A 24,689-nucleotide genomic window follows, 5' to 3' on the forward strand; every position below is an offset into this window, starting at 1 on the left:
GACCGGCGACGGAGCACGCGGGGATGAGTGTCGACGGTTCGGGGGACCGACGACCGGACGAATCACACAGCCGCCGGCCGGTCCGGCAGCGGCCCACACGCCGGCGCGGACCCCGCGTCGCCCTTCTGCCCCAGCTCCTGGCCGCCGCGGTCGAACGGGACCCCGGCGCACCCGCCGTGGTGTTCGAGGACCGCACCCTGAGCTACGGCGAGCTCGACTCGGCCTCCTCTCGGCTGGCGCGGCTGCTCATCCGGCGGGGGATCGGCCCGGAGGATGTGGTGGCGGTCGCCGTACCCCGCTCGATCGAGTCGGTGCTGTCGGTGTGGGCCGTCGCCAAGACCGGCGCCGCCTTCGTGCCCGTCGACCCGAACTATCCGGACGACCGCGTCCGGCACATGATCGACGACTCGGGGGCCCGGGCCGGTCTGACCCTCGCGGCCTCGGTGCCCGGCCTGCCCGGCTCCGTGCCCTGGATCGCCCTCGATTCCGCCGAGACCCGCACCGCCCTCGACGAGCAGTCCGCAGCGCCCGTCGCGCTCGACGACCGGGTCCGGACGCTGCGGGCGGAGCATCCGGCCTACGTGATCTACACCTCCGGTTCCACGGGCCGGCCCAAGGGCGTGGTCGTCACCCACACCGGTCTCGAGGGCTTCTGCGCCGAGCAGGTCGAGCGGTACACGCTGACCCCCGGCTCGCGGACCCTGCACTTCGCCTCGCCCAGCTTCGACGCCTCCGTCCTCGAGCTGCTGCTCGCCGTCGGCGCGGGCGCCACCATGGTGATCGCCCCACCGTCCGTGTACGGCGGCGCGGACCTCGCCGAACTGCTGCGCAGCCGGCGGGTCACCCACGCCTTCGTCACGCCCGCCGCCCTGGCGTCCGTCGACCCCGCCGGGCTGGACACCCTCGGCGTGGTGATCGTGGGCGGCGAGGCGTGCCCACCCGACCTGGTCGCGCGATGGGCGCCCGGTCGCCGCTTCTTCAACGGCTACGGCCCCACCGAGACCACGATCATGACGAACATCTCGCACGCGCTGCAGCCCGGCGAGCAGGTCACCATCGGCCGGGCCGTCCGCGGGATGACCGCGCACGTGCTGGACGAGCGCCTCAATCCCGTCCCGGCCGGTGTCGTGGGGGAGCTGTATCTCGAAGGACCCGGCCTCGCCCGCGGCTACCACCGCCGCACCGCGCTGACGGCCGAGCGGTTCGTCGCCGGGCCCGGCGGTACCCGCCTGTACCGGACCGGTGACCTCGTCCGATCGGGCGAGACCGGCCTGATCTACGCGGGGCGCAACGACTTCCAGGTCAAGATCCGCGGATTCCGCATCGAACTCGGCGAGATCGACGCCGCGCTGGCCGCACACCCCGATGCCGACTTCGCCGTCACGGTGGGACGGCCGACCCCGTCGGGGGAGGCCCGGCTGGTGTCGTACGTCCACCCCGTACCGGGTGCGGTCGTCGACCCCGACGCGCTGACCGAGTTCGTCGCCCGTCGGCTGCCGGCGCACATGGTGCCGACCGTGATCGTGCCGCTCGACCGGATCCCCCTGACGCCGGTCGGCAAGCTCGACCGGGCGGCCCTGCCCGAGCCGGAGCTGCCCACCCACGAGTACCGCGCTCCCCGCTCCGTCGCGGAACAGGCGGTGGCGGAGGTGTTCACGGAGCTGCTCGGCACCGAGCGGGCCGGCCTCGACGACGACTTCTTCGAGCTCGGTGGCAACTCGCTCGTCGCCACCCGCGCGGCCGCCCGCCTCGGAGAACGGCTCGCCACCCGGGTCCCCGCGCGGCTGCTGTTCGAGGCGTCCACCGTCGAGGGTCTCGCCGCACTCGTCGAACCCTCCGTCGGTGAAGGAGCGCAGCGATCGCTCGTCGCCGGCCCGCGCCCCGACCCGATCCCGCTGTCGCTGGCGCAGCAGCGGATGTGGTTCCTCAACCGGTTCGATCCGGCGTCGGCCGCGAACAACATCCCTGTCGCACTGCGCGTCCGCGGCGGGCTCGACGTCGATGCCCTGCGCCGGGCCCTCGCCGACGTCGTGGCCCGGCACGAGGTGCTGCGCACCGTCTATCCCGAACACGACGGCGTCGGGTCCCAGCTGGTCCTCCCGCCGGAGCAGGCGGCGCACTCCCTCGACCCGGTGCCGACGCCGCCCGACGAGATCCCCGGAGCGGTCGCCCGGCTCGCGACGGCCGGCTTCGACGTGACCGTCGAGGTGCCGCTGCGGGTCGCACTGCTGCGGTCGGCCGACGACGAGCACGTCCTCGTCGTGGTCGTCCACCACATCGCCGCCGACGGCGCGTCCATCGCCCCGTTCGTGCGGGACCTGGTCACCGCGTATGTCGCCCGCACCGGCGGCACGGCCCCCGCGTGGGAACCGCTCGCGGTGCAGTACGCCGACTACGCCCTCTGGCAGCGCGCGGTGCTCGGTGACGAGTCCGACCCCGCGTCGCCGGCCGCGCGGGAGATCGAGTTCTGGCGCGGCGCGCTCGCCGACCTCCCGGATCGGCTCGACCTGCCGACCGACCGGCCCCGCCCGGTGGAGGCGTCGGGCCGCGGCGCCACCGTCGACTTCGAGGTCGATGCCGCCCTGCACGAGGCGGTCGAGGCCACCGCCCAGGCGACCGGCACGTCCGCGTTCATGGTCGTCCACGCCGCGCTGGCGGTGCTGCTGTCGCGCCTGTCGGGCACCGCGGACATCGCGATCGGCACGCCCGTCGCCGGCCGCGGCGAGCGTGCGCTCGACGACCTCGTCGGCATGTTCGTCAACACCCTCGTGCTGCGCACCCGCATCGAGCCGGACGCCACGTTCGCCGAACTGCTCGGCCGGGTCAAGGACACCGACCTCGCCGCGTTCGACAATGCGGAGCTGCCGTTCGAGCGGCTCGTGGAGGTGCTCGATCCGGTGCGGTCGACCGGGCACCACCCGCTGTTCCAGGTGGCGCTGTTCTTCCAGAACCTCGACCGTGCCGAGGTGACCCTGCCGGACGTCGAGATCGAGCCCGTCGACCTCGGCGGGGCCATCGCCAAGTTCGATCTGCAGCTGACCGTCTCGCCGCGGGAGGACGCCGGGAAGCCGGCCGGAATGTCGGCGCAGTTCACCTACGCCACGGACCTTTTCGACGAGTCCACGGTGCGGGATTTCGCCGGCCGCCTGATGCGGGTGCTCGCGGCGCTCACCGCCGACGCCGGCCGCGTGGTGGGCGACGTCGACCTCCTCGACACCGCCGAGCGCCGCGCCCTCGCCGCCGGCAACGACCGTGCGGTGCATCCGGTCCGGGCGGCCGGGCTCCTCGCCGCGTACCGGGACGCCGTCGCCCGCCACCCGGACGCGGTGGCCGTCGTCTTCGGTGACGAGTCGCTCACCTACGCCGAGTTCGATGCGCGCGTCAACCGGCTCGCCCGGCACCTCGTCGGTCTCGGTGTCGGACCTGAAACCCTTGTGGCCCTCGCGATCCGGCGTTCGATCGAGCTCCCGGTCGCGCTGTACGCGGTCATCGCGGCCGGCGGCGCCTACGTCCCGCTCGACCCCGACCATCCGGCCGAGCGCATCGGGCACATCCTGACCACGGCACAGCCGGTGTGCGTCCTGAGCACCCGCGCGGACGCGGCGGACCTGCCCGGCACGGTCGCCCCCGTCCTGGTCGACGACCCCGACCTGCAGTGCTACGCGCCCGACCCGATCCGGGACGGCGAACTGGCCGGTCCGATCCGCCCGGACACCCCCGCCTACGTGATCTTCACGTCCGGTTCCACGGGCCGCCCCAAGGGCGTGTGCGTCTCGCACGAGGCCATCGTCAACCAGCTCGAGTGGATGGCCCACGAGTACGAGATCACCGGCGGCGACGTCTATCTGCAGAAGACCGCCACCACCTTCGACGTGTCGCTGTGGGGCTGGTTCCTGCCCCTGCGCGCCGGCGCCACCCTCGTCGTCGCCACCCACGACGGTCACCGCGACCCCGTGTACGTCGCCGAGACGATTGCCCGGCACGGCGTGACGCTGACCGACTTCGTGCCCTCGATGCTCACCGTGTTCGCCGCCCACGCGCCGGCCGGCACCTGCTCGACGCTGCGGCACGTGTTCGTGATCGGCGAAGCCCTGCCGCCCGAGACCGTCGACGCGTTCCGCCGCGTCTGCGATGCCGCGGTGCACAACCTGTACGGCCCGACCGAGGCGGCGGTCTCGGTGACCTACTGGCCCGCCGGTGACGAGCGGCAGAGCGTGCCCATCGGCGTGCCCGAGTGGAACGTGCGCGTGTACGTCCTCGACGGTCGGCTGCACCCCGTCCCGGTCGGCGTGCCCGGCGAGTTGTACCTCGCCGGAGGGCAACTCGCACGTGGCTACGTGGGCCGCCCGGACCTCACCGCGGATCGCTTCGTCGCCGACCCGGTCGGCGCCCCCGGCGCTCGCATGTACCGCACCGGTGACCTCGTCCGGTGGCGCCGCACCGCCGGCGGAGAGCCCGTCCTCGACTACATCGGCCGCACCGACTTCCAGGTGAAGTTCCGCGGTCAGCGCATCGAGCTCGGCGAGATCGAGACGGCTCTGCTCGCCCAGCCCACGGTCGGTCAGGCCGTGGCGCTCGTCGTGCCCACGGCCACCGGCGAGCAGCTCGTCGGATACGTCGTTCCCACCCCGGGCACGGCGGTCGAGAGCGCGCAACTGCTCGCCGCCGTCAAGGAGACCCTGCCCGCGTACATGGTGCCGTCGGCGCTCGTCGCGCTCGACGCCTTCCCCCTCAACGCGAGCGGCAAGCTGGACCGCAAGGCGTTGCCGGAGCCGGTGTTCGAAACCCGCGGGTTCCGCGGGCCGCGCACACCCGTCGAGGAGATCGTCGCGGGCATCTTCGCCGACGTGCTCGGCCTCACCCGCGTCGGGCTCGACGACGACTTCTTCACCCTCGGCGGAAACTCGCTCGTCGCGACCCAGGTCGCGGCGCGGCTCGGCGCAGCGCTCGACACCAAGGTGGCCGTCCGCGTGCTGTTCGAGACCCCCGAGGTGGAGGCTCTCGCGGCCCGGCTCGAATCCGAGGTCGGCCGGACCGGACGCGTCGCCCTGCGCCCCCGGCCGCGACCGGAGGTCGTCCCGCTGTCCCTGGCCCAGCAGCGCATGTGGTTCCTCAACCGCTTCGACCCCGACTCCGCGGTGAACAACCTGCCGCTGGCCATCCGGCTCCGGGGTGACCTCGACGTCGGGGCGCTGCGGGCGGCGATCGACGACGTGGTGTTCCGGCACGAGTCGCTGCGCACGGTCTACCCGGAGGTCGACGGGGTGGCGCGCCAGGTCGTCCTGCCCACCGCGGATCCGGCCGCCGGGCTGGAGCCGACGCCGGTGAGCGAGGCCGACCTCGCCGCCGCGATCGCCGCCGAGATCGGTGCCGGATTCGACGTGACCACCGGAGTCCCGCTGCGGCTGACACTGTTCCGGCTGTCCGAACGGGAGCACGTGCTCGTCGTCGTGCTGCACCACATCAGCGGCGACGGATTCTCGATGGGGCCGCTCACGCGCGACGTGATGCTCGCCTACGCCGCACGGGCCGCCGGACGGGAACCCGACTGGGCGCCGCCGGCGATCCAGTACGCGGACTACGCGCTGTGGCAGCGGGAGGTTCTCGGCGCCGAGGACGATCCCCGGTCGGTGCTCGCGCAGCAACTCGGCTACTGGCGCAGAACGCTGTCCGGGATCCCCGACCAGCTCGACCTGCCGGCGGACCGGCCCCGTCCGCCCGTCGCGTCGAACCGCGGCGCCGTCGCCGGCTTCTCCGTGGACGCCGGCACGCACGCGGCGCTGACGGCCCTCGCCCGGGAGCACGGCGTCACGCTGTTCATGGTCGTCCACGCGGCACTGGCCACCGTGCTGGCGCGGCTGTCCGGCACCGAGGACATCGTGATCGGTACGCCCGTCGCCGGGCGTGGCGAGGCCGAACTCGACGACGTCATCGGCATGTTCGTCAACACCCTGGTGCTGCGCACCCCGATCGGGCCCGGCGACACGTTCGCCGCCCTCCTCGCTCGCGTCCGCGAGACCGACCTCGAGGCGTTCGGGCATGCCGACGTGCCGTTCGAGCGCATCGTCGAGGTCCTCGATCCGGAACGGTCCCAGGCGCGGCACCCCCTGTTCCAGATCGCGCTCAGCTTCCAGAACCTGGCGCGCACCCGCCTCGAACTGCCGGGCCTGGCCGTCGAACCGGTCGACTTCGCCTTCGACCAGGCGAAGTTCGATCTGCAGGTGACCGTCTCGGACGTGGTCGCCGAGGACGGTGCGCCGGGCGGGCTGTCCGTGGCGCTGACCTATGCGACCGACCTGTTCGACGCCGGCACCGTGGAGGCCTTCGCCCAGCGGTTCACCCGGGTGCTCGCGGCGGTGGCCGCCGATCCGGCCACGGTGGTCGGGGACATCCCGCTGCTGCCGGACGAGGAGCGGGCCGTCGTGCTCGAGGCGTGGAACGCGCCGGGCACCCGCGCCGCCGGCGAGACGCTCGTCGACCGGTTCCAGGCCCAGGCCGGCCGGACCCCCGACGCGGTCGCCGTCACCGCCGGCGACCGCAGCCTGACCTACGGGGAGCTGGCGTCGCGCGTGAACCGCCTCGCCCGCACCCTGATCGACCGCGGCGTGCGGCCGGACAGCCTCGTGGCCGTGGCCCTGCCGCGCACCGAGGAACTCGTCGTCGGACTCCTCGCCGTGCTCCAGGCCGGCGGTGCCTACCTGCCGTTGGATCTGACGTATCCGGCGGACCGCCTCGAATTCATGCTCGCGGACGCCGCTCCCGTCTGCATGCTCGTCTCCGGCACCGATCGGGAGGCGCTGCCGGACACCGCCGTCGAGGTGATCGACGTGTCGGCGCTCGATCTGTCCGCGGTCCCCGACGCACCGGTCGGGGACGACGAACGACGGGCCCCGCTGCGCGTCGACAACCTCGCGTACGTCATCTACACCTCCGGCTCCACCGGCCGTCCCAAGGGCGTGCAGGTTCCGCACCGGACGGTCCTCGAACTGTTCGAGAACACGTGGCCCGCCTTCGAGTTCGACGAGCGGGACGTGTGGACGATGTTCCACTCCTACGCGTTCGACTTCTCCGTGTGGGAACTGTGGGGACCGCTGCTCTACGGTGGCCGGCTCGTCGTCGTCGACCACTACACCTCGCGCTCGCCCGAGGACTTCCGCGCCCTGCTGGCCCGGGAACGGGTGACGGTGCTCAACCAGACCCCGTCGGCGTTCTACCAGCTCGCCGAGGCGGACCGCGCGGCCGCGGAACACGGCGGCGGCGAGACGGGCCTTCCGGCACTGCGGTACGTGATCTTCGGTGGTGAGGCGCTCGATCTGCGGCGGCTCGCCGGCTGGTACGCCCGGCACGCCGAGGACGCGCCGCGTCTGGTCAACATGTACGGCATCACCGAGACCACCGTGCACGTCTCGCACCTGCCGCTCGCCGCGGCCGACGCGGGACTCGCCGCGAGCGTGATCGGCCGCGGCATCCCCGGGCTGGGCATCTACGTCCTCGACGCGCGGCTGCAGCCCGTTCCCGTCGGCGTGCCGGGGGAGATGTACGTGCGCGGAGCGCAGCTCACCCGCGGCTACCTGGGACGCGCCGACCTCACCTCCGGCCGGTTCGTCGCCGACCCGTTCGGCGCGCCCGGCACCCGCATGTACCGGACGGGCGACATCGCCCGCTGGAACGCGCGAGGGCAGCTCGAGTACGCCGGGCGCAGCGACTCCCAGGTCCAGTTGCGCGGCTTCCGCATCGAACTCGGGGAGATCGAGGCCGCTCTCACCGGCGTCGACGGTGTGGCGCAGGCCGTCGCGGTCGTGCGCACCGACGAACGCACCGGTGACCGCCTCGTCGGCTACGTGGTGCCGCGCGCGGGCCACGACCTCGAGCCCGCGACGGTCCTGGACTCGGTGGCCCGGTTCCTCACCGGATACATGGTTCCCGACGCGATCGTGGTGCTCGAGACGCTGCCGCTGACCGCGAACGGCAAGCTCGACCGCAAGGCTCTCCCCGCCCCGATATTCAAGGGCGACAAGAAGTTCCGTGCGCCCGGCACCCCCACCGAGGTCGCGATCGCGGCGGTCTTCGCGGAGGTCCTGGGAGCGGAGCGGATCGGCGCCGACGACTCGTTCTTCGCGCTCGGCGGCGACAGCATCGTCTCGATCCAGCTGGTGTCGCGGGCGAAGGCCCGCGGTGTGGTCTTCACCCCCCGCGACGTGTTCGAACGCAAGACCGTGGCCGGGCTCGCCGAGGTCGCGCGCGTCGGTGCGGAGGCGGCGGCACCCGCACTGGCCGAGCTTCCCGGCGGCGGCGTCGGCGACATGCCGTTGACGCCGATCGTCCGGTTCATGGTCGAACGCGGCGGCCGATTCGATCGCTACACCCAGACGCTCGCGCTGGAACTGCCGGCCGGCATCGACCGCGACGGCGTCGTGGGAACCCTCACGGCCGTCGTCGACCGCCACGACATGCTCCGGGCCCGGCTGCGCCGCAACGACTCCGGTGACTGGGAGCTGTCGACCACGCCGCCGGGCAGCGTCGACGTCGACGCGCTCGTCGCCCGCGTCGAGGTCGCGGCCGGGACGGACGAACAGGCGCTCGCCGACCTCGCCGCGCGGGCACTCGACGAGGCCGAGTCGCGGCTGCGGCCGGCCGAGGGCGTCGTGCTGCAGTTCGTGTGGCTCGACCCGGGCGCGGCGCGCACCGGGCGGCTCGTCGTCGTCGCGCACCACCTCGTCGTCGACGGCGTCTCCTGGCGCATCCTCGTCCCGGACCTCGTCACGGCGTGGGCGCAGCTGTCGAACGGTGCACCTCCGGAGCTCCAGCCGGTCGGCACGTCGTTCCGGCGCTGGGCGCACGCCCTCGCCGAGACCGCGGTCCCGGCCCGTTCGGCCGAACTCGGGCTGTGGCGCTCGATCGTCGACGGGCCCGATCCGATGCTCGGCGCGCGCCCCTTCGATCCCACCGTCGACCTCGCTTCCACGGTGGAAAAGGTGCGGATCCAGGTCGATCCCGCGACGACCGACGCGTTGCTGACGACGTTGCCCGCACGGTTCCACGGAGGCGTCAACGACGCACTGCTCGCCGCGCTGGCACTCGCCGTCGCCCGGTGGCGCCGCGACCGGGGCGTCGCCGAGCCGTCGGCGCTGGTCCGGCTCGAGGGGCACGGCCGCGAGGAGGAGGTCGTCCCCGGCGCGGACCTCGGCCGCACCGTCGGCTGGTTCACCACCATCTACCCGGTCCGGCTCGACCTGTCCGGGGTGGATCTCGACGACGCGTTCGCCGGGGGCCGCGCCGCGGGCGCCGCGATCAAGGCCGTCAAGGAAGACCTGCGCGCCGTTCCGGACAAGGGCATCGGCTACGGGCTGCTGCGCTATCTCGATCCGGCCGCCGGCCCCGTGCTGCGGGCGCTGCCGTCCGGGCAGATCAGCTTCAACTACCTCGGCCGGATCGACGCCGGCGAGATCCCCGAGGGCGCGGCCGGTCTCGGCTGGCTGCCCGCCGGGGACCTCGGCGACCTGTCGGGTCGCGACGACGCCGACGCGCCCGCGATGGCCACGGTCGACATCAACGCCGTCGTGATCGGCGGCCGGCTCGGCGCGAACTTCGGATACGCGAGCGGTCTGCTCGACCGCGGCGACGTCGAGGAACTCGCGCAGCTGTGGGTGCGCGCCCTGGAGGCGCTCGCCGCCCACGCCGCCCGACCCGACGCGGGCGGCCTGACGCCGTCCGACGTCCCCCTCGTGCACGTCGGCCAGAGCGACCTCGACACGTGGGAGACGCGGTACCCCGCCCTGGTCGACGTGTGGCCGCTCGCCCCGCTGCAGTCCGGTCTGCTCTTCCACGCGATGCTCGCCGACGGCCGGCCCGACGTCTACACCACCCAGGTGCTGCTCCACCTCGCGGGCCGGGTCGACGTGGCCCGGCTGCGCCGGGCGGCGGAGGCACTGCTCGAGCGGCATCCCAACCTGCGCACGGCGTTCGTCGCCGGCGAGTCCGGCGAGCCGGTACAGCTGGTACTCGACGACGTCTCCCTGCCGTGGCGCGAGGTCGACGCCGTCGGCGTGGACGGCTCCGACCTGGAGACGATGGTGCGGGCGGACCAGGACGTCCCGTTCGACATGGCCGCACCGCCGCTGATCCGTTTCCTCGTCGTGCGCACCGCCCCGGACGCGTGGACGCTGGCCGTCAGCAGCCACCACATCCTGCTCGACGGGTGGTCGATGCCGCTGCTGCTGAAGGACCTGCTCACCCTCTATGCGACCGACGCCGATGCGACGATCCTGCCGCGGGTGCCCGCGTATCGCACCTACCTGGAGTGGTTGGCCGCGCGTGACCACGACCGGTCCCGCCGGGCCTGGGCGGACGCGCTGGCCGGCCTCGAGGAGCCGGCCATGCTCGCCGAGGTGCTCGGTGACGGTGAGGCGGGAGCCGTGGGCGGCGCGGAGCACCGCGTCGCGATCGACGCCTGCACCACCGCCGCGCTGACCGAATACGCGAGCCGGCTCGGCGTCACCGTCAACACCGTTCTCCAAGCGGCCTGGGCCGTGCTGGTGGCCCGCTCCACCGGCCGCGACGACGTGGTGTTCGGAACCACCGTCTCCGGCCGGCCCGGCGGGCTCGAGGGTGTCGAGTCGATGGTCGGGTTGTTCATCAACACGATTCCGGTGCGCGTCCGCCTCGACCCGGACATGGCGGTCGACGCGACGCTGCGTGCCCTGCAGGCCGAGCAGGCCGACCTGCTCGACCACCACCACATCGGGCTGGCGGAGATCCAGCAGCTCGCGGGGACCGGCGCGTTGTTCGACACCCTGCTCGTGTACGAGTCCTATCCGATCGACCGGAGCGGCCTCGAACAGGCCAGCTCGATCGACGGCATGACCGTCGCCGGCGTGAACACCCGGGACGCGACCCACTATCCGCTCACGGTGGTGGCCACGGCCGAGGAGTCGCTGGCCTTCGGGTTCAAGTACCGCCGGGACGCCTTCACGGCCTCCGCCGTGCAGAACCTCGCGCAGCGCTACCTCCGGGTGCTCGGCGGCCTCGTCGCCGGGACGGCCGGCACGACCGGGCGGCTCGAGATCCTGGGCGACACCGAGCGCGACGATCTCGTCCGACGGACCGGGCGCCCGGCGGAACCGGCCGTGCCCCTGGCCGACCTGCTGGCCGCGGCCGCCACCCGCGACCCGCAGTCCACCGCGCTGTCGTACCGGGGTCGCGAGCTGACCTACGCCGACCTCGACGCCCGCTCGTCGCGGCTCGCGCGTCTGCTCATCGCCCGCGGCGTCGGGCCCGAGGACGTCGTGGCCGTGGGGCTGACCCGGTCCTTCGAGTCCGTGATCTCGGTGTGGGCGGTCGCGAAGACCGGCGCCGCGTACGTGCCGGTCGATCCCGGCTACCCGGTCGACCGGGTCGTGCACATGGTCACCGACTCGGGGGCGCGGGCAGGACTGACGGTCGTCGCCGAACGCACCGGCCTGCCCGACACGATCCCGTGGGTGGTGCTCGACGACGAGGAGGTCGAGTCCGAACTCGCCGCGCTGTCGCCCGCGCCGGTGACGGACCGTGACCGGGCGCGTCCGCTGCATGTGGACAACCCCGCCTACGTCATCTACACCTCCGGCTCGACCGGGCTGCCGAAGGGCGTGGTCGTCACCCACACCGGTCTGGCCAACTTCGCCGCCGAACAGCGCGATCGTTACGGACTCGGACCGGACACCCGGGCGCTGCACTTCGCGTCGCCGAGCTTCGACGCCTCGGTGCTCGAACTGCTGCTCGCGGTCGCGCCCGGGGCCACGCTGGTGATCGCACCGCCTACCGTCTACGGCGGCGCGGACCTGGCGGAACTGCTGCGGGACGAACGCGTCACCCACGCATTCGTGACGCCCGCGGCACTGGCGTCGGTCGATCCCGAGGGCCTCGACGACCTGCGGACCGTCGTGGTCGGTGGTGAGGCCTGCCCACCGGAGCTCGTCGCGCGATGGGCGCCGGGCCGGGCGTTCCACAACGGATACGGGCCCACCGAGACCACCGTCATGACCAACATCAGCGATCCGCTGACCCCCGGCGGGCCACTCACCATCGGCGGGCCGCTCCGGGGCACGCGCTCGCTCGTCCTCGACGACCGGCTCCGGCCCGTGCCGGTCGGGGTGGCGGGCGAGCTGTATCTGTCCGGCGTCCAGCTGGCGCGGGGCTACCACGCCCGGCCGGCGCTGACCGCGTCCCGGTTCGTCGCCGATCCGTACGGCACCGGCAGCCGCCTCTACCGCACCGGCGACATCGTGCGATGGACCGAGGCGGGCGAGATCGAGTACGTGGGCCGGTCGGACTTCCAGGTGAAGGTCCGCGGCTTCCGGATCGAACTCGGGGAGATCGACGCCGTGCTCCGCCGCGATCCGTCGGTCGACTTCGCCGTCACCGTCGGACGGACCTCGGGGGCGGGCGTCGTGCGGTTGGTCTCGTACGTGACGTCGCGGCCGTCGGCGACCGTCGACACCGCCGCGTTGCTGGCCTCGGCGGCGAGGGCGCTGCCGGGACACATGGTGCCGTCGGCGATCGTTGCCCTCGACGAGGTACCGCTCACGCCGGTGGGCAAGCTCGACCGTGATGCGTTGCCGGAACCGGACACGGCCACGCGGCCGTACCGGGCCCCGGAGACCGATGCGCAGCGGGTCGTCGCGGGCATGTTCGCCGAGGTGCTCGGCCTCGACCGGGTCGGGCTCGACGACGACTTCTTCGAACTCGGTGGCAACTCCCTGGTGGCGACGCAGGTCGTCGCGCGCCTGCGGGACGCGCTCGGGGTGGAGGTGCGGGTGCCGTGGTTGCTCGCGGCGCCGACGGTGGAGTCGTTCGTCTCACGGATCGGGGGCGACGACGCCGGCGGGGACGCGGCGCTCGCCGTGGTCCTGCCGTTGCGCGTCGGCGAGCCCGACGTGACCCCGCTGTTCTGTATCCATCCGATGATCGGCCTGGCCTGGCCCTATGCGCCCCTGGCCGCGCGGCTCGCTCCCGGCCGGCCGGTCTTCGGGCTGCAGACGCCGGCGCTCGCGGACCCGGGATTCGTCCCGGCGTCGATCGAGGCGCTCGCGCGGCGATACGCCGACGAGATCGCGCGGGTCCGTCCCGAGGGGCCGTACCGGTTGGCCGGCTGGTCGCTCGGTGGGGTGCTCGCCCACGCGGTGGCGGTGGAGTTGCAGGCCCGCGGCGCCCGGGTCGAGCACCTCGCGATGCTCGACTGCGTCCCGCGGATCGACACGGACCGCTTCGGCGCCGAGTTCGCCGAGAATCTCCGCAGTCTCGGAGTGGACGCGGATCCGGACGCGCTGCGCGACGGTTTGCCGGCGGAGGCGGCGAACGCTGTGGCCGCCGCGGTGCCGCGGGAGCTGATCGAACTCGACGCGCCGCGGGTGCAGCGCATCTTCGCCGCGGCGGTGCTCTCCCCGGAGCTGATCAACCGGCACGAACCGGGGCTCTTCGCCGGCGACGTCGACTTCTTCAGCGCGCGGGACGAGCACCCGACGGAGGCGGACGCGGCAGGCCTGTGGGCCCCGTACGTGTCCGGCCGGGTCCGGAACCGGTTCGTGCCCGGCGCGCACGGCGCGATGATGGATCCCCCCGCCCTCGACGTGATCGTGCCGGCGTTGGATCGTGACGCGATCGATGTGACGGATGTGAACAGTGAGGTTTCTGGCCCGCCGTCCGCAAGGTAACGTTCGTCCGCGTGCTGTCGATTCAGTACATGCTGCGCCGCAGGGCGCACCCCGGTTCGCCGGGGCTTGGGGACGCCCGCCTGCCGGGCCTGAGGAGGTTGACGGAATGAGTGTTGTCGAGTCGCGGAGCCGCGCTCGGAGGCTGGGAACAGCCGCGATCTCGGCGGCGGTACTCGCGCTGCCGCTGTTCACGGGTGCCTCGTTCGCCTCGGCCGACCCGGTGGCCGACACCCTGCAGCCCATCACGGCCGTCACGTCCGAGAACGGGTCGTACATCACCAAGATCGAGAACTACGGGGAGCAGCAGCTGCTCGTCTGGGTCTACTCGGCGTCCATGGACGAGGAGATCCTGCTGGACGTGTGGCGCCCGGCCGACACCAGCAAGCCCGCGCCGACGCTGTACCTGCTCAACGGTGCCGGCGGCGGCGAGGACATGGCCACCTGGCGGGGACGTACCGATGCGATCGCGTTCTTCAAGGACAAGCACGTCAACGTCGTCTCGCCCGTCGGCGGCATGTTCAGCTACTACACCGACTGGAAGAACCCCGATCCCAAGCTCGGCGTGAACAAGTGGGAGACCTTCCTGACCAAGGAGATCCCGCCGCTGGTCGACGGTGCGCTCGGCACCACCGGCGTCAACGCGGTCGCGGGCATCTCCACCTCGGGCACCTCGGTGTTCCAGCTGCCCCTCGCCGCGCCGGGACTGTACCGGGGTGTCGCCGCCTACAGCGGTTGCGCGCAGACGTCCGACCCGATCGGCCAGCAGTTCGTCAAGACCACGGTCGAGACGTGGGGCAGCGGCGACACCGAGAACATGTGGGGACCGACGAACGACCCGACGTGGGCGGAGAAGGACCCCTACGTCAACGCCGACAAGTTGCGCGGGCTCGAGATGTACATCTCCAACGGCAGCGGTCTGCCCGGTCCGTACGACACGCTGACCGGACCGGAGATCGACGGGGACGCCGGAGTCCTGGCGAACCAGATCGTCGTCGGTGGCGTCATCGAGGCAGCCACTAACTACTGCACCCACAATCTGAAGAACCGGCTCGATGCCCTGGGCATCCCCGCCACCTACAACTTCCGCGACACCGGAACCCACTCGTGGGGCTACTGGCAGGACGACCTGAAGGACTCGTGGCCGGTGCTGCAGCGGGCCCTCGGGGTCTGACACCCGGCCCTCGGGCCACACCGTGATCATGCGAACGGCCCCTCCCGCCGGGAGGGGCCGTTCGCATGCCCGGACCTGCGGGTGTCAGCCGGCGGGCGGCGCCGTGCAGGGCGCGGGCACGGTCTCGGCGTACTGCGGATCGAGAGCCGACTTCACCAGGTGCAGCGATTCCGGAAGTTGCAGGAGGGCGAGGTGATCGGCCGGGCTGGTCGGACACACGTCCTCGACCCACACGTTGTGCACCACGCTGTCCGCGCCCGGTTGCAGGAACGCATTCTCCGGCGGTGTGGCCACAGTGTCCTGACGGGTGGCGATCGACGTGTAGTCGATCCCCGGCAGGGCCTCGGTTCCGGAGTTGAGCCGGGCCAGCACGCGCGATCCGATCAGCTGCTGACGACCGGCGATACCGAACACCATCTGCGCGACGCGCTCGGTGGCCCATTCCTGGTTGGCCAGCCCCAGGCGGGCGAACAGGGAATACAGCTGCTGCAGCCCGTTGAAGGTGGTGCCGTGGTTGGTCGCGCCCAGCATCACCAGCTTGTCGACCTCGTTGCGGGCCGGGTCCGCCGGGTCCGCGCCGCCCTCGAACCGCAGGTACTGGCGGGAGACCGGTCCACCCTGCGAGTGGCCCACGAGATCGACCCGGTCGGCCCCGGTGTGAGCGCGCACCGCATCGACGAACTCGCCGAGCTGCTTCGCGGATTCCTCGATGCTCCCGACGCCCCAGATCATGAGGTCGGGGTCGACGAGCGAGCGGATGCCCCCGTAGTTCAGGGCATAGACGCAGTAGCCGAGGTCGGCGAGCTGCGGGGCCGCCACGGCCCACGAGCTGGTCATGTCCATTCTCGTGCCGTGCACGAGAACCACCGGCCGGGGATGTTCGGGGGAGGGCACGCAGTCGAGGTTGTTCGCCCCCGCGGGGCTCGGCCCCATCGATTCGAGCAGCGCCGGCAACGAGGCGGCGTCGGTGGTGTCCGCGGCGGCCGTGGGCAGCGCCGGCCCGGCGGCGGTCAGGGCGGCGGCCATCACGGCGACGGTGATCCGGCGGGCATACTTCATCGGCATTCCTCCGAGGGGCCGCACTGCGGTGACAGTGCCGTGGCTGCAGCAGCCGTTGTGCGGCCGCGGGTCGGCGGACAGGATAACAGCCGGGGACGGCCGTTCGGGGTCGCCGAGGTCAGCCCTCCTCGGCTGCACGCCGGTAGCCCCGGATCGCCGGAACCGTGAAGACCGCGATCATGAGGGCCGACCACATCAGCGTCTTGATCAGCGGTTCCGCGAGCGGACCGCCCATCGCCAGGGCCTTCATCGTGTCGATCGCACACGACATGGGCTGGTTCTCCACGACCGGCTGCAGCCACCTCGGATAGGCCATGACCGGCACGAACCCGGAGTTGAAGAACATCAGCAGGGTGCACGCGATCGACACCAGTTCCACGAGGGGCAGCTTGCTCGACATGGTGGCCAGGACCGTCACCATCAGGGCGAACCCGATGCCGAAGAGAACGGGGATGACGAGGATCGCGAGTCCGGCGGCGAGACCCTGGGTGAAGCGGAAGCCCAGGCCGACGCCGGCCGCCAGGATGATGAGGGTCGTGGCGAGCACGCGGACGGCCTCGGCGAGCATGCGGCCCAGCAGCCCGGCCGCCCGGTGGATCGGCAGGGTGTAGAAGCGGCCGAGCAGGCCGCTCTGCCGCTCCGTGCGCAGGCCGACGGCGCTGACCACCGACCCGAACATGGCACCGACCAGGATGATCATCGGGACCGTGCCGTAGATCGCGGGCTGTCCGGTGGCGGCGGTGACCGTGTTGCCCAGGACGACCCGGAACATGAGCAGGGTGAGCGCCGGGTAGACCAGCGCCTGGATCATCGTTGCGGGATCGCGCGCCCAGCGCAACAGCAGCCGCTGGCACTGGATGCGGCTGTGCTCCCACAGGGCGCCCCACGATCGCTCCGGACGAGCGTGCTCGGGCGGCGGGAAGGTGAAGGCGGCGCCGTTCGCGTCGACGGGACGGATGTCGGGAGGTCCGTTCATCTGCCGCTCACCCCCGCCTCGTGCTGGCCCACACGGCGAGCGGGGCGAACACCAGCGCGAGACCCGCGCACCAGGCCACGGTGGGGAACAGGACCGACCACGTGACGCCGCCTTCGGCCATGTCCTGCATGGCGAACGAGAACTGCGAGATCGGCTGGTTGCGCACGAACGGCCGGATCCACTCGGGGAAGCCCTCCTCCGGGACGAAGCCGCACGACAGCATGCCGAGAATCAGCTGCGGCAGCGTCAGGGCCTGCGCGGTGGCCTCGGGACTCTTCGACAGCGTGCCGATCGCGTCGGCGCCCAGCGACAGGACGAGGCTGATGGCCAGGGCGGTGACGCAGAACAGGACCGCCTGTGCGAATCCCGCCGAGAACCGGAAGCCGATGGCGTAGCCGAACAGGAGCGCCCCCGCCAGGGACACGACGGACCGCAGCATCGCGCTCGACATTCGCGAGATCAGCGGGACCGCGCTGAACACGGGCATGGTCTGCAACCGCGTCGTCAGTCCCGTCATCGCCTCACCCGAGGACAGCTGCGCCGCGGAAATGGCCGTGAACGCCATCGCCTGCAGGACGATGATCGGCATCAGGTACTGCGCGTAGTCGATGCCCTGCAACGACATCACGAACTTCAGCGGCAGGTAGAAGCCCAGGCCGAACACCACCGGGGTGATCGCCGCGACGACGAGTTCGCCGTACCGCGCCATGGTGCGGACCGTGCGCATCGTGAGCGCGCTCCACTGGTTGAGCACCGTCGGGTCGGCCCGCCGGTGCGAACCCACCCGCTTCTCCGGCAGCGAGATGTTCGCGTCGTGCCGTACCCGCTGGGCGCTGATGCTCTTCGTGTGGACGGTCACGCGGGCTCTCCCGTCGTCGCGGACGTTGTGTCGGCGCCGGCCGAGTGCCCGGTCAGGCTGAGGAACACATCGTCGAGGGAGGGCCGGCGCAGGCCGATGTCGGCCAGCTCGATCCGGGTGGGGGCGAGCCGGCGCAGCGCCTCGGCGAGCGTCGCCGGGCCGTGCGGCGCCGGAATCGAGACGCGGTCGTTGCTGCCCGCGGTGGCCAGCTCGGCGCGCACGTCGGGCGGGACGAGGTTGCCGAGGGCGTGCACCACCCACGGCAGCGCATTCGGGTCGACCGGGACGATCTCGCAGTAGCTGCCTCCGGTGGAGGCCTTGAGCTCGTTGGCCGTCCCCTCCGCCACCACGGTGCCCCGGTCGATGACGATGATGTTGTCGCTGAGCAGGTCGGCCTCCTCGAGGTACTGCGTCGTCAGCAGCACCGTGATGCCCTGCTTCTTGAGCGCACCCACCAGGGACCAGACGCCCTGCCGGCTGCGCGGATCGAGACCGGTGGTCGGCTCGTCGAGGAAGACGACCTCGGGGCGCACGACGAGCCCGCATGCGATGTCGACGCGCCGGCGCATGCCGCCGGAGTAGTGCCGCACCGCCCGCTTACCGGCGTCGACCAGATCGAATTCGCGGAGCAGCTCGTCGGCGCGCTGGCGCGCGGCCGCGCGGTCGAGGCCCATCAGACGGCCGAACAGGATCAGGTTCTCCCGACCGGACAGGGTCTCGTCGAGAGCGGCGTACTGCCCGGTCATCATGATCGAGCGGCGCACGGCGGCGGGGTCGCCGACCACGTCGTGCCCGGCGATCACCGCGCGCCCGCCGGTGGGGCGCAGCAGCGTGGACAGGATCTTCACCGTCGTCGTCTTACCGGCGCCGTTGGGCCCGAGAATGCCGAGGACCGAGCCTCGTGGGGCGGAGAAGGTGATGCCCTTGAGGGCATGGACGTCCCCGAACGACTTGTGCAGGTCGTCGACGAGGACCGCTTCGTCGTGGTATCTCAGCATCACTCTCCGCCGTGGAACTCTCGGTCGGCCGCTTGCGGACCCGTCGACGAGTAGATCCCGCCGTCACGCCGCGATGTTACCGGCCGGTGCCTGCGGCCCCGGCCTTCCGCGAGTGCCGGGACGTGCGTCCGTCAGCTCCAGACGCCGATCTCGTCGAGGTGCCGGACCAGCCGGCCGGCCCCGTCGGTGAAGTGCCGGCGGGTCTCCCGGCCTGCGGAATCGCCGTCCCCGCGGCGCAGCGCGTCCACGAGGCGCTTGTGCGACGCCACCGCGGCGGCGCCCCAGTCGGGGTCGGACGAGTAGAAGTGCACCGGCGTGTAGCGCGTGGCGTTGAGCAGGAACCACGACAGCTTGCGCGCGCCGGTCGCGCGGTTGAGCGTGCGGTGGAAGGCGAACTCGAGGTCCTCGATCCGCGCCCCGTCCCCGCTGCGCACCGCTTCGGCCAGGCGTTCGTTGAGGTCCGCCAGTTCGGCCACGGTGTCCGGCGTGATCACCGCGGCCGCCCGTCGCGCCAGCTCCTCGGCGATCTGCCCCTGCAGCCAGAACAGGTCGTCGATGTCGCCCCGGCTCAACGGAGCCACGACATAGCCGCGGTGCGGAACGAGCTCCACGAGTCCCTCGCCACGCAGTGTGAGCAAAGCCTCACGCACCGGGGTGACGCTCACGCCGAGCTCGGCCGCGGTCTCGTCCAGCCGGATGAAGTCGCCGGGCCGGACCCCACCCGACATGATGAGATTGCGGACGTGCACCGCCACGTCGTCGGACAGCTGGGGCCTGCGGCGCAGCGGCCGGGACCCGGGCGACCGGGACTGGGCAGAGGATGTCATTCGGCACTCCTTCAGTCCCGCGTTCCGGGGCGCGGGTCGCTTCCGTTCGACGGATTATTCCGCACGGGTCGTGCGCCGTGGGGGAGGGGCGCGGGATGCGCGTGCGCTGCGGACTCCGCGACCCGCCGTTATGGTCGGACCGGTGAGTTTCGAAACGTCACGACGTCGTTTTCTCGGAACCATGGCCGGTGGCGTCGTCGGGCTCGGCGTGATGCACCCTGCGCGCGCGGGCGCCCGGCCGGCGGCTCGGCTGCCCGATCCGGGGACCGTCCCGGCCACCGATCCGGCCCTGCTGAGCGCGGTCGAAGCGGCGAGCCTGCTGCAGGCCGGCCTGCTGCACCCGCGCGAACTCCTCGACGCGTGCCTGCGCCGCAGCCGGGCACACGACGGCGGTGTCGGGGCGTGGATCCACCTCTACCCGGAACTCGCGTACGCCGCGGCCGACGCGGCGGCCGACCGGCTCACCGCGGCCGGCCGGGCCTCGGGAACGCCGATCCCCCCGGTGTGCGGGCTGCCGATCGCGCTCAAGGACCTCTTCGCGGTGGGCGGGCTCCCGCTCACCGCCTCGAGCAACGTGCTGCGGGACAATGTGGCCGCGGGGGATTCGGGGGTGTGGCGCCGGCTGCAGGAGGCCGGGGCGGTCCTGCTCGGTCACGTGCACACCGACGAGTTCGCGATCGGCGTGGTCACCCCGCAGGTGGCCAACCCGTGGAACCCGCAGTACTCCCCGGGCGGCTCGTCGGGCGGCAGCGCCGCCGCGGTGGCGGCCCGGTTCGTCCCCCTGTCGGTCGGCAGCGACACCGGCGGCTCGCTGCGGCTGCCGGCCAGCTCGTGCGGCGTCTCGGCGATCAAACCCACGTACGGGCGGATCACCTCGCACGGGATGATCCCGCTCACCTGGACCCGGGACCACCCCGGCCCCATCGGGCACAGCCTCGCGGACGCCTCGCTGCTGCTGAGTGTCCTCGCCGGCGCGGAGGCGGACGATCCCGTGACGGCCGGCGGTCCGGGCGTGCCCGAGGGCGGCTACCCGCTGGTGCCGCCCGCCGGGGCCGCGCCGCTCACGGGCGTCCGTATCGGCCTGCCGCACGGCGCGACCGACCGGCTGGCCCCGGAGCTGCGGCGCCTGTTCGACGAGTTCCTCGCGACGGCGCGTGCGCTGGGCGCCGAAACCGTACCGGTGTCGATGCCCGACCCACCGGATTCGCTCCTGGCCGGCGACACGGCGGAGATGGGGGCCTACCACCGGCAGTTCGTGGACCGGCTCGGCGACTACCGCATCGATCTCGCGCCGCTCGTGAGCGCGGCGGTGGCGTCCCTCGCGCTGCCGGTGGCCGACTACTTCGGGCTCGAGCGCGACCGGCTGCGCTACCAGCACCAGTACAACGCCATGTTCCGGGACCACGATCTCGACGTGATCGCGTTGCCGGGCGCGCTCGACGACGGCTGTCCCCGCGACGCGTTCGCGGGCCTCAGCGTGCTGTCCGGGGTGGCCGGCGACGTCCAGTGGGCCAATTACACCGGCGCCCCTGCCGTTTCGTTCCCGGTCGGCCGCTCGGCGGTGACCGGGCTGCCGTTCGGTGTCCAGCTGGGCGCGCTGCCCTGGCAGGAGGCCGAGGTGATCTCGGTGGGGCTGGCACTACAGGAGGCGTTGCCGGTGTGGCGCGACGTGCCGCCCGTGGAGCCGGCGCCACGGGAGCTGCCGGTGGTCATGCCGGCGGCGCCGGGGCCGGGTCCCGATCCGACCAACACCCTCGGGGCGGCGGCGCCCGTGCGGACGCCCGCGACCCTGTCGACCGGAGGGTTGTGACGGCCGCGGGACCGGGGTGAAGTTGAGAATGCCGACCGGGTCCTGCATACTGGTCGGGTTGCCTTGACCGGGTCACGGTTTTCCGCGGCTCGGAACGAGATCGAGTGACAGTCGCGGATCGAGCCTGACGGCCTGGTCGCGGCCACATGCAAGACGGAAGCAGTACCTCCCTGTACCCGTACGGGTGCATCCGGCAGGTCGATCCGTGGTGTCGGGCGTTGGTTCGACGCTGCGGAGCGAGCAGTAGGGCGACACGCCCGACCGCGTGTGCCGGAGAACAATGACAGATGAACAGCGGCATGCGGATCGGGTGCGCCCGGTCACGAAGTGTGAAGAGTGCTGTTCGCCGTCGCCGTTCGGGCGGAACTGTGCAGACGAGGTGGTTCCCGACTCGTTCGGGTACTACGAAACGCGGCAAGAAAAGGACACTAAGCGTGGCGGGACAAAAGATCCGCATCAGGCTCAAGGCCTATGACCATGAGGCGATCGACGCATCTGCGCGCAAGATCGTCGAGACGGTGACCCGCACGGGCGCCCGCGTGGTCGGCCCGGTGCCGTTGCCCACCGAAAAGAACGTGTACTGCGTCATCCGCTCGCCGCACAAGTACAAGGACTCGCGCGAGCACTTCGAGATGCGGACTCACAAGCGGCTGATCGACATCCTCGACCCGACGCCCAAGACCGTCGACGCGCTCATGCGCATCGACCTCCCGGCGAGCGTCGACGTCAACATTCAGTGACTTTCGAGACCAGCGAGCTTGTAGAAGACGCAGCGGAGACAACACATGACTAACCAGATCAAGGGAATCCTGGGCACCAAGCTCGGCATGACCCAGGTCTTCGACGAGAACAACCGGGTCGTTCCGGTCACCGTCGTCAAGGCCGGACCGAACGTGGTCACCCAGATCCGCACCGAGGAGCGCGACGGCTACAGCGCCGTGCAGCTCGCCTACGGTGCGATCGACCCGCGCAAGGTCACCAAGCCGGTCGCCGGCCAGTTCGCCAAGGCGGGCGTCACCCCTCGTCGCCACATCGTCGAGCTTCGCGTCGACGACACCGAGGGCTTCGAGATCGGCCAGGAACTGACCGCCGAGGTCTTCGAGGACGGCGCATTCGTCGACGTCACCGGCACCTCCAAGGGCAAGGGCTTCGCCGGCACCATGAAGCGCCACGGCTTCGCCGGCCAGGGTGCCTCGCACGGTGCGCAGGCTGTGCACCGTCGTCCGGGCTCCATCGGTGGCTGCGCCACCCCGGGCCGCGTGTTCAAGGGAACCCGCATGTCCGGGCGCATGGGTAGCGACCGCATCACGACGCAGAACCTCTCGGTCCACAAGGTGGATGCCGAGAACGGCCTGCTGCTGATCAAGGGTGCGATCCCGGGCCGCAAGGGCGGCGTCGTGATCGTCAAGACCGCAGTGAAGGGTGGTGCACGGGCATGACCAGCACCGAAACCGCAACCAAGCTGACGCTCGACGTCAAGGCCCCCGGCGGCCAGACCAACGGCACCGTCGATCTCCCCGCCGAGATCTTCGACGCCCCCGCGAACATCGCGCTGCTCCACCAGGTGGTTGTTGCGCAGCTCGCCGCGGCTCGCCAGGGCACGCACTCCACCAAGACCCGCGGCGAGGTCCGCGGCGGTGGCAGGAAGCCGTACCGCCAGAAGGGCACCGGCCGCGCCCGCCAGGGTTCGACCCGCGCCCCGCAGTTCGCCGGCGGTGGCACCGTGCACGGCCCGCAGCCGCGCGACTACAGCCAGCGCACCCCCAAGAAGATGAAGGCCGCCGCCCTCCGCGGTGCCCTCTCCGACCGGGCCCGCAACGAGCGCATCCACGTGATCACCGAGCTCGTGGCCGGACAGACGCCGTCGACCAAGGGCGCGCGCACCTTCCTCGCGGAGCTGACCGATCGCAGGAACCTGCTCCTCGTCGTCGGCCGTGAGGATCTCGCGGCGTGGAAGAGCGTGCAGAACCTGCAGAACGTGCACGCGATCGCCCCGGATCAGCTGAACACCTACGACGTGCTCTACAGCGACGACGTCGTGTTCAGCGTCGAGGCGCTCGACACGTTCATCCACGGGCCGGCCGAGTCCGCCCAGGCAGAGAAGGAGGAGAGCAAGTGAGCACGATCGCGGATCCGCGCGACATCCTGCTGGCTCCGGTCATCTCCGAGAAGTCCTACGGGCTGATGGAGGAGGGCACCTACACCTTCCTGGTGCACCCGGACTCGAACAAGACGCAGATCAAGATTGCCGTCGAGAAGGTCTTCGGCGTCAAGGTGACCAGCGTCAACACCGCCAACCGTCAGGGCAAGCGCAAGCGGACCCGGTTCGGTTACGGCAAGCGCAAGGACACCAAGCGCGCGCTCGTGACCCTGTCGGCCGACAGCAAGCCCATCGAGATCTTCGGAGGGCCGGTCGCGTAGGCGACCGGGTCTCGAGAGATAGAGGACGAGAAGACTCATGGCAATTCGTAAGTACAAGCCGACAACCCCGGGTCGGCGCGGCGCGAGTGTCTCGGACTTCGCCGAGATCACCCGCTCGACGCCCGAGAAGTCGCTGGTTCGCCCGCTGCACGGCCGCGGTGGTCGCAACGCGCACGGCCGCATCACCACCCGCCACAAGGGTGGCGGACACAAGCGTGCCTACCGCCTGATCGACTTCCGCCGCAACGACAAGGACGGCATCCCGGCCAAGGTCGCTCACATCGAGTACGACCCCAACCGCACCGCCCGCATCGCCCTGCTGCACTACGTGGACGGCGAGAAGCGCTACATCATCGCCCCCAAGGGCCTGGTGCAGGGCGCCCCGGTCGAGTCCGGCCCGCAGGCCGACATCAAGCCGGGCAACAACCTGCCGCTGCGCAACATCCCGACCGGTACCACCATCCATGCGGTGGAACTGCGTCCGGGCGGCGGCGCCAAGATGGCCCGCTCCGCCGGCGCCAGCATCCAGCTGCTCGGCAAGGAAGGCACCTACGCCACCCTGCGTATGCCCTCCGGTGAGATCCGTCGCGTCGACGTGCGCTGCCGCGCCACCGTCGGCGAGGTCGGCAACGCCGAGCAGTCGAACATCAACTGGGGCAAGGCCGGCCGCATGCGCTGGAAGGGCAAGCGCCCGACCGTCCGTGGTGTGGTCATGAACCCGGTCGACCACCCGCACGGCGGTGGTGAGGGCAAGACCTCCGGTGGTCGCCACCCGGTCAGCCCGTGGGGCAAGCCCGAGGGCCGCACCCGCAAGAACAAGGCGTCCGACAAGCTCATCGTCCGTCGTCGCCGTACCGGCAAGAAGCGCTAGTCAAGG

At 71.8% G+C, this 24,689-nt stretch carries 13 protein-coding genes; 8 read left to right on the top strand and 5 right to left on the bottom strand.

The window, feature by feature from the left end; translation table 11 throughout:
* Positions 1-23: 23 nt before the first annotated feature.
* Entirely contained in the window at positions 24-13,691 is a 13,668-nt protein-coding gene (locus tag ACWPOB_RS22875; protein WP_455402229.1) for an amino acid adenylation domain-containing protein, read from the top strand.
* Between the two features lie 106 nt (positions 13,692-13,797).
* Positions 13,798-14,862, top strand: coding sequence for an alpha/beta hydrolase (locus ACWPOB_RS22880; protein WP_455402230.1), 1,065 nt, complete (start codon positions 13,798-13,800; stop codon positions 14,860-14,862).
* Positions 14,863-14,946: 84 nt separating this feature from the next.
* On the opposite strand, the gene ACWPOB_RS22885 is transcribed toward ACWPOB_RS22880, so the two are convergent.
* From ACWPOB_RS22885 to ACWPOB_RS22905, 5 genes are all read right to left on the bottom strand, one after another.
* Complete coding sequence (locus ACWPOB_RS22885) at positions 14,947-15,921, bottom strand: lipase family alpha/beta hydrolase (RefSeq protein WP_100057769.1); 975 nt, start codon at positions 15,919-15,921, stop codon at positions 14,947-14,949.
* 118 nt (positions 15,922-16,039) lie between these two features.
* The gene (locus ACWPOB_RS22890) at positions 16,040-16,897 is read right to left on the bottom strand and encodes an ABC transporter permease (RefSeq protein WP_100057768.1); all 858 of its coding nucleotides are present in this window, start codon (positions 16,895-16,897) and stop codon (positions 16,040-16,042) included.
* Positions 16,898-16,904: 7 nt separating this feature from the next.
* On the bottom strand, positions 16,905-17,756 hold the full coding sequence (locus tag ACWPOB_RS22895; protein ID WP_050035539.1) for an ABC transporter permease: 852 nt from the start codon (positions 17,754-17,756) through the stop codon (positions 16,905-16,907).
* Positions 17,753-18,754: a daunorubicin resistance protein DrrA family ABC transporter ATP-binding protein gene (locus tag ACWPOB_RS22900; protein ID WP_006947144.1), complete on the bottom strand. Its 1,002-nt coding sequence runs from the start codon at positions 18,752-18,754 to the stop codon at positions 17,753-17,755. Before ACWPOB_RS22900 ends, ACWPOB_RS22895 begins: the two co-directional genes overlap by 4 nt.
* A 131-nt stretch (positions 18,755-18,885) precedes the next feature.
* Positions 18,886-19,581 carry a GntR family transcriptional regulator gene (locus ACWPOB_RS22905; protein WP_006947145.1) on the bottom strand — a complete coding sequence of 232 codons (696 nt, stop codon included), beginning with the start codon at positions 19,579-19,581 and terminating at the stop codon, positions 18,886-18,888.
* Between the two features lie 142 nt (positions 19,582-19,723).
* On the opposite strand from ACWPOB_RS22905, the gene ACWPOB_RS22910 reads away from it, so the two are divergent.
* The 6 genes from ACWPOB_RS22910 to rplB all read left to right on the top strand — a co-directional run bounded on the left by ACWPOB_RS22910 (position 19,724) and on the right by rplB (position 24,683).
* A complete protein-coding gene (locus ACWPOB_RS22910; protein ID WP_455402231.1) occupies positions 19,724-21,391 on the top strand; it encodes an amidase in 1,668 nt (555 codons plus the stop codon).
* A gap of 434 nt (positions 21,392-21,825) precedes the next feature.
* Positions 21,826-22,131 (top strand): 30S ribosomal protein S10, encoded by a 306-nt coding sequence (gene rpsJ / locus ACWPOB_RS22915; protein ID WP_003938093.1) that lies wholly within the window; start codon positions 21,826-21,828, stop codon positions 22,129-22,131.
* Between the two features lie 45 nt (positions 22,132-22,176).
* The gene (gene rplC / locus ACWPOB_RS22920; RefSeq protein ID WP_006947147.1) at positions 22,177-22,830 is read left to right on the top strand and encodes a 50S ribosomal protein L3; all 654 of its coding nucleotides are present in this window, start codon (positions 22,177-22,179) and stop codon (positions 22,828-22,830) included.
* On the top strand, positions 22,827-23,510 hold the full coding sequence (rplD, locus tag ACWPOB_RS22925; RefSeq protein WP_455402232.1) for a 50S ribosomal protein L4: 684 nt from the start codon (positions 22,827-22,829) through the stop codon (positions 23,508-23,510). Before rplC ends, rplD begins: the two co-directional genes overlap by 4 nt.
* Positions 23,507-23,812, top strand: coding sequence for a 50S ribosomal protein L23 (rplW, locus tag ACWPOB_RS22930; protein WP_003938090.1), 306 nt, complete (start codon positions 23,507-23,509; stop codon positions 23,810-23,812). The genes rplD and rplW overlap by 4 nt, the downstream gene beginning before the upstream one ends.
* A 37-nt stretch (positions 23,813-23,849) precedes the next feature.
* Positions 23,850-24,683 carry a 50S ribosomal protein L2 gene (rplB, locus tag ACWPOB_RS22935; RefSeq protein WP_003938089.1) on the top strand — a complete coding sequence of 278 codons (834 nt, stop codon included), beginning with the start codon at positions 23,850-23,852 and terminating at the stop codon, positions 24,681-24,683.
* Positions 24,684-24,689: the final 6 nt, after the last annotated feature.

It is taken from the genome of Rhodococcus sp. 2H158, from assembly GCF_053764755.1.

Excerpts from the sequence above, each read along its gene's own strand:
- ACWPOB_RS22875 (WP_455402229.1), top strand. The coding sequence starts at position 24 with ATGAGTGTCGACGGTTCGGGGGACCGACGACCGGACGAATCACACAGC.
- ACWPOB_RS22880 (WP_455402230.1), top strand. The coding sequence starts at position 13,798 with ATGAGTGTTGTCGAGTCGCGGAGCCGCGCTCGGAGGCTGGGAACAGCC.
- ACWPOB_RS22885 (WP_100057769.1), bottom strand. The coding sequence starts at position 15,921 with ATGAAGTATGCCCGCCGGATCACCGTCGCCGTGATGGCCGCCGCCCTG.
- ACWPOB_RS22890 (WP_100057768.1), bottom strand. The coding sequence starts at position 16,897 with ATGAACGGACCTCCCGACATCCGTCCCGTCGACGCGAACGGCGCCGCC.
- ACWPOB_RS22900 (WP_006947144.1), bottom strand. The coding sequence starts at position 18,754 with ATGCTGAGATACCACGACGAAGCGGTCCTCGTCGACGACCTGCACAAG.
- ACWPOB_RS22905 (WP_006947145.1), bottom strand. The coding sequence starts at position 19,581 with ATGACATCCTCTGCCCAGTCCCGGTCGCCCGGGTCCCGGCCGCTGCGC.
- rplC (WP_006947147.1), top strand. The coding sequence starts at position 22,177 with ATGACTAACCAGATCAAGGGAATCCTGGGCACCAAGCTCGGCATGACC.
- rplD (WP_455402232.1), top strand. The coding sequence starts at position 22,827 with ATGACCAGCACCGAAACCGCAACCAAGCTGACGCTCGACGTCAAGGCC.
- rplB (WP_003938089.1), top strand. The coding sequence starts at position 23,850 with ATGGCAATTCGTAAGTACAAGCCGACAACCCCGGGTCGGCGCGGCGCG.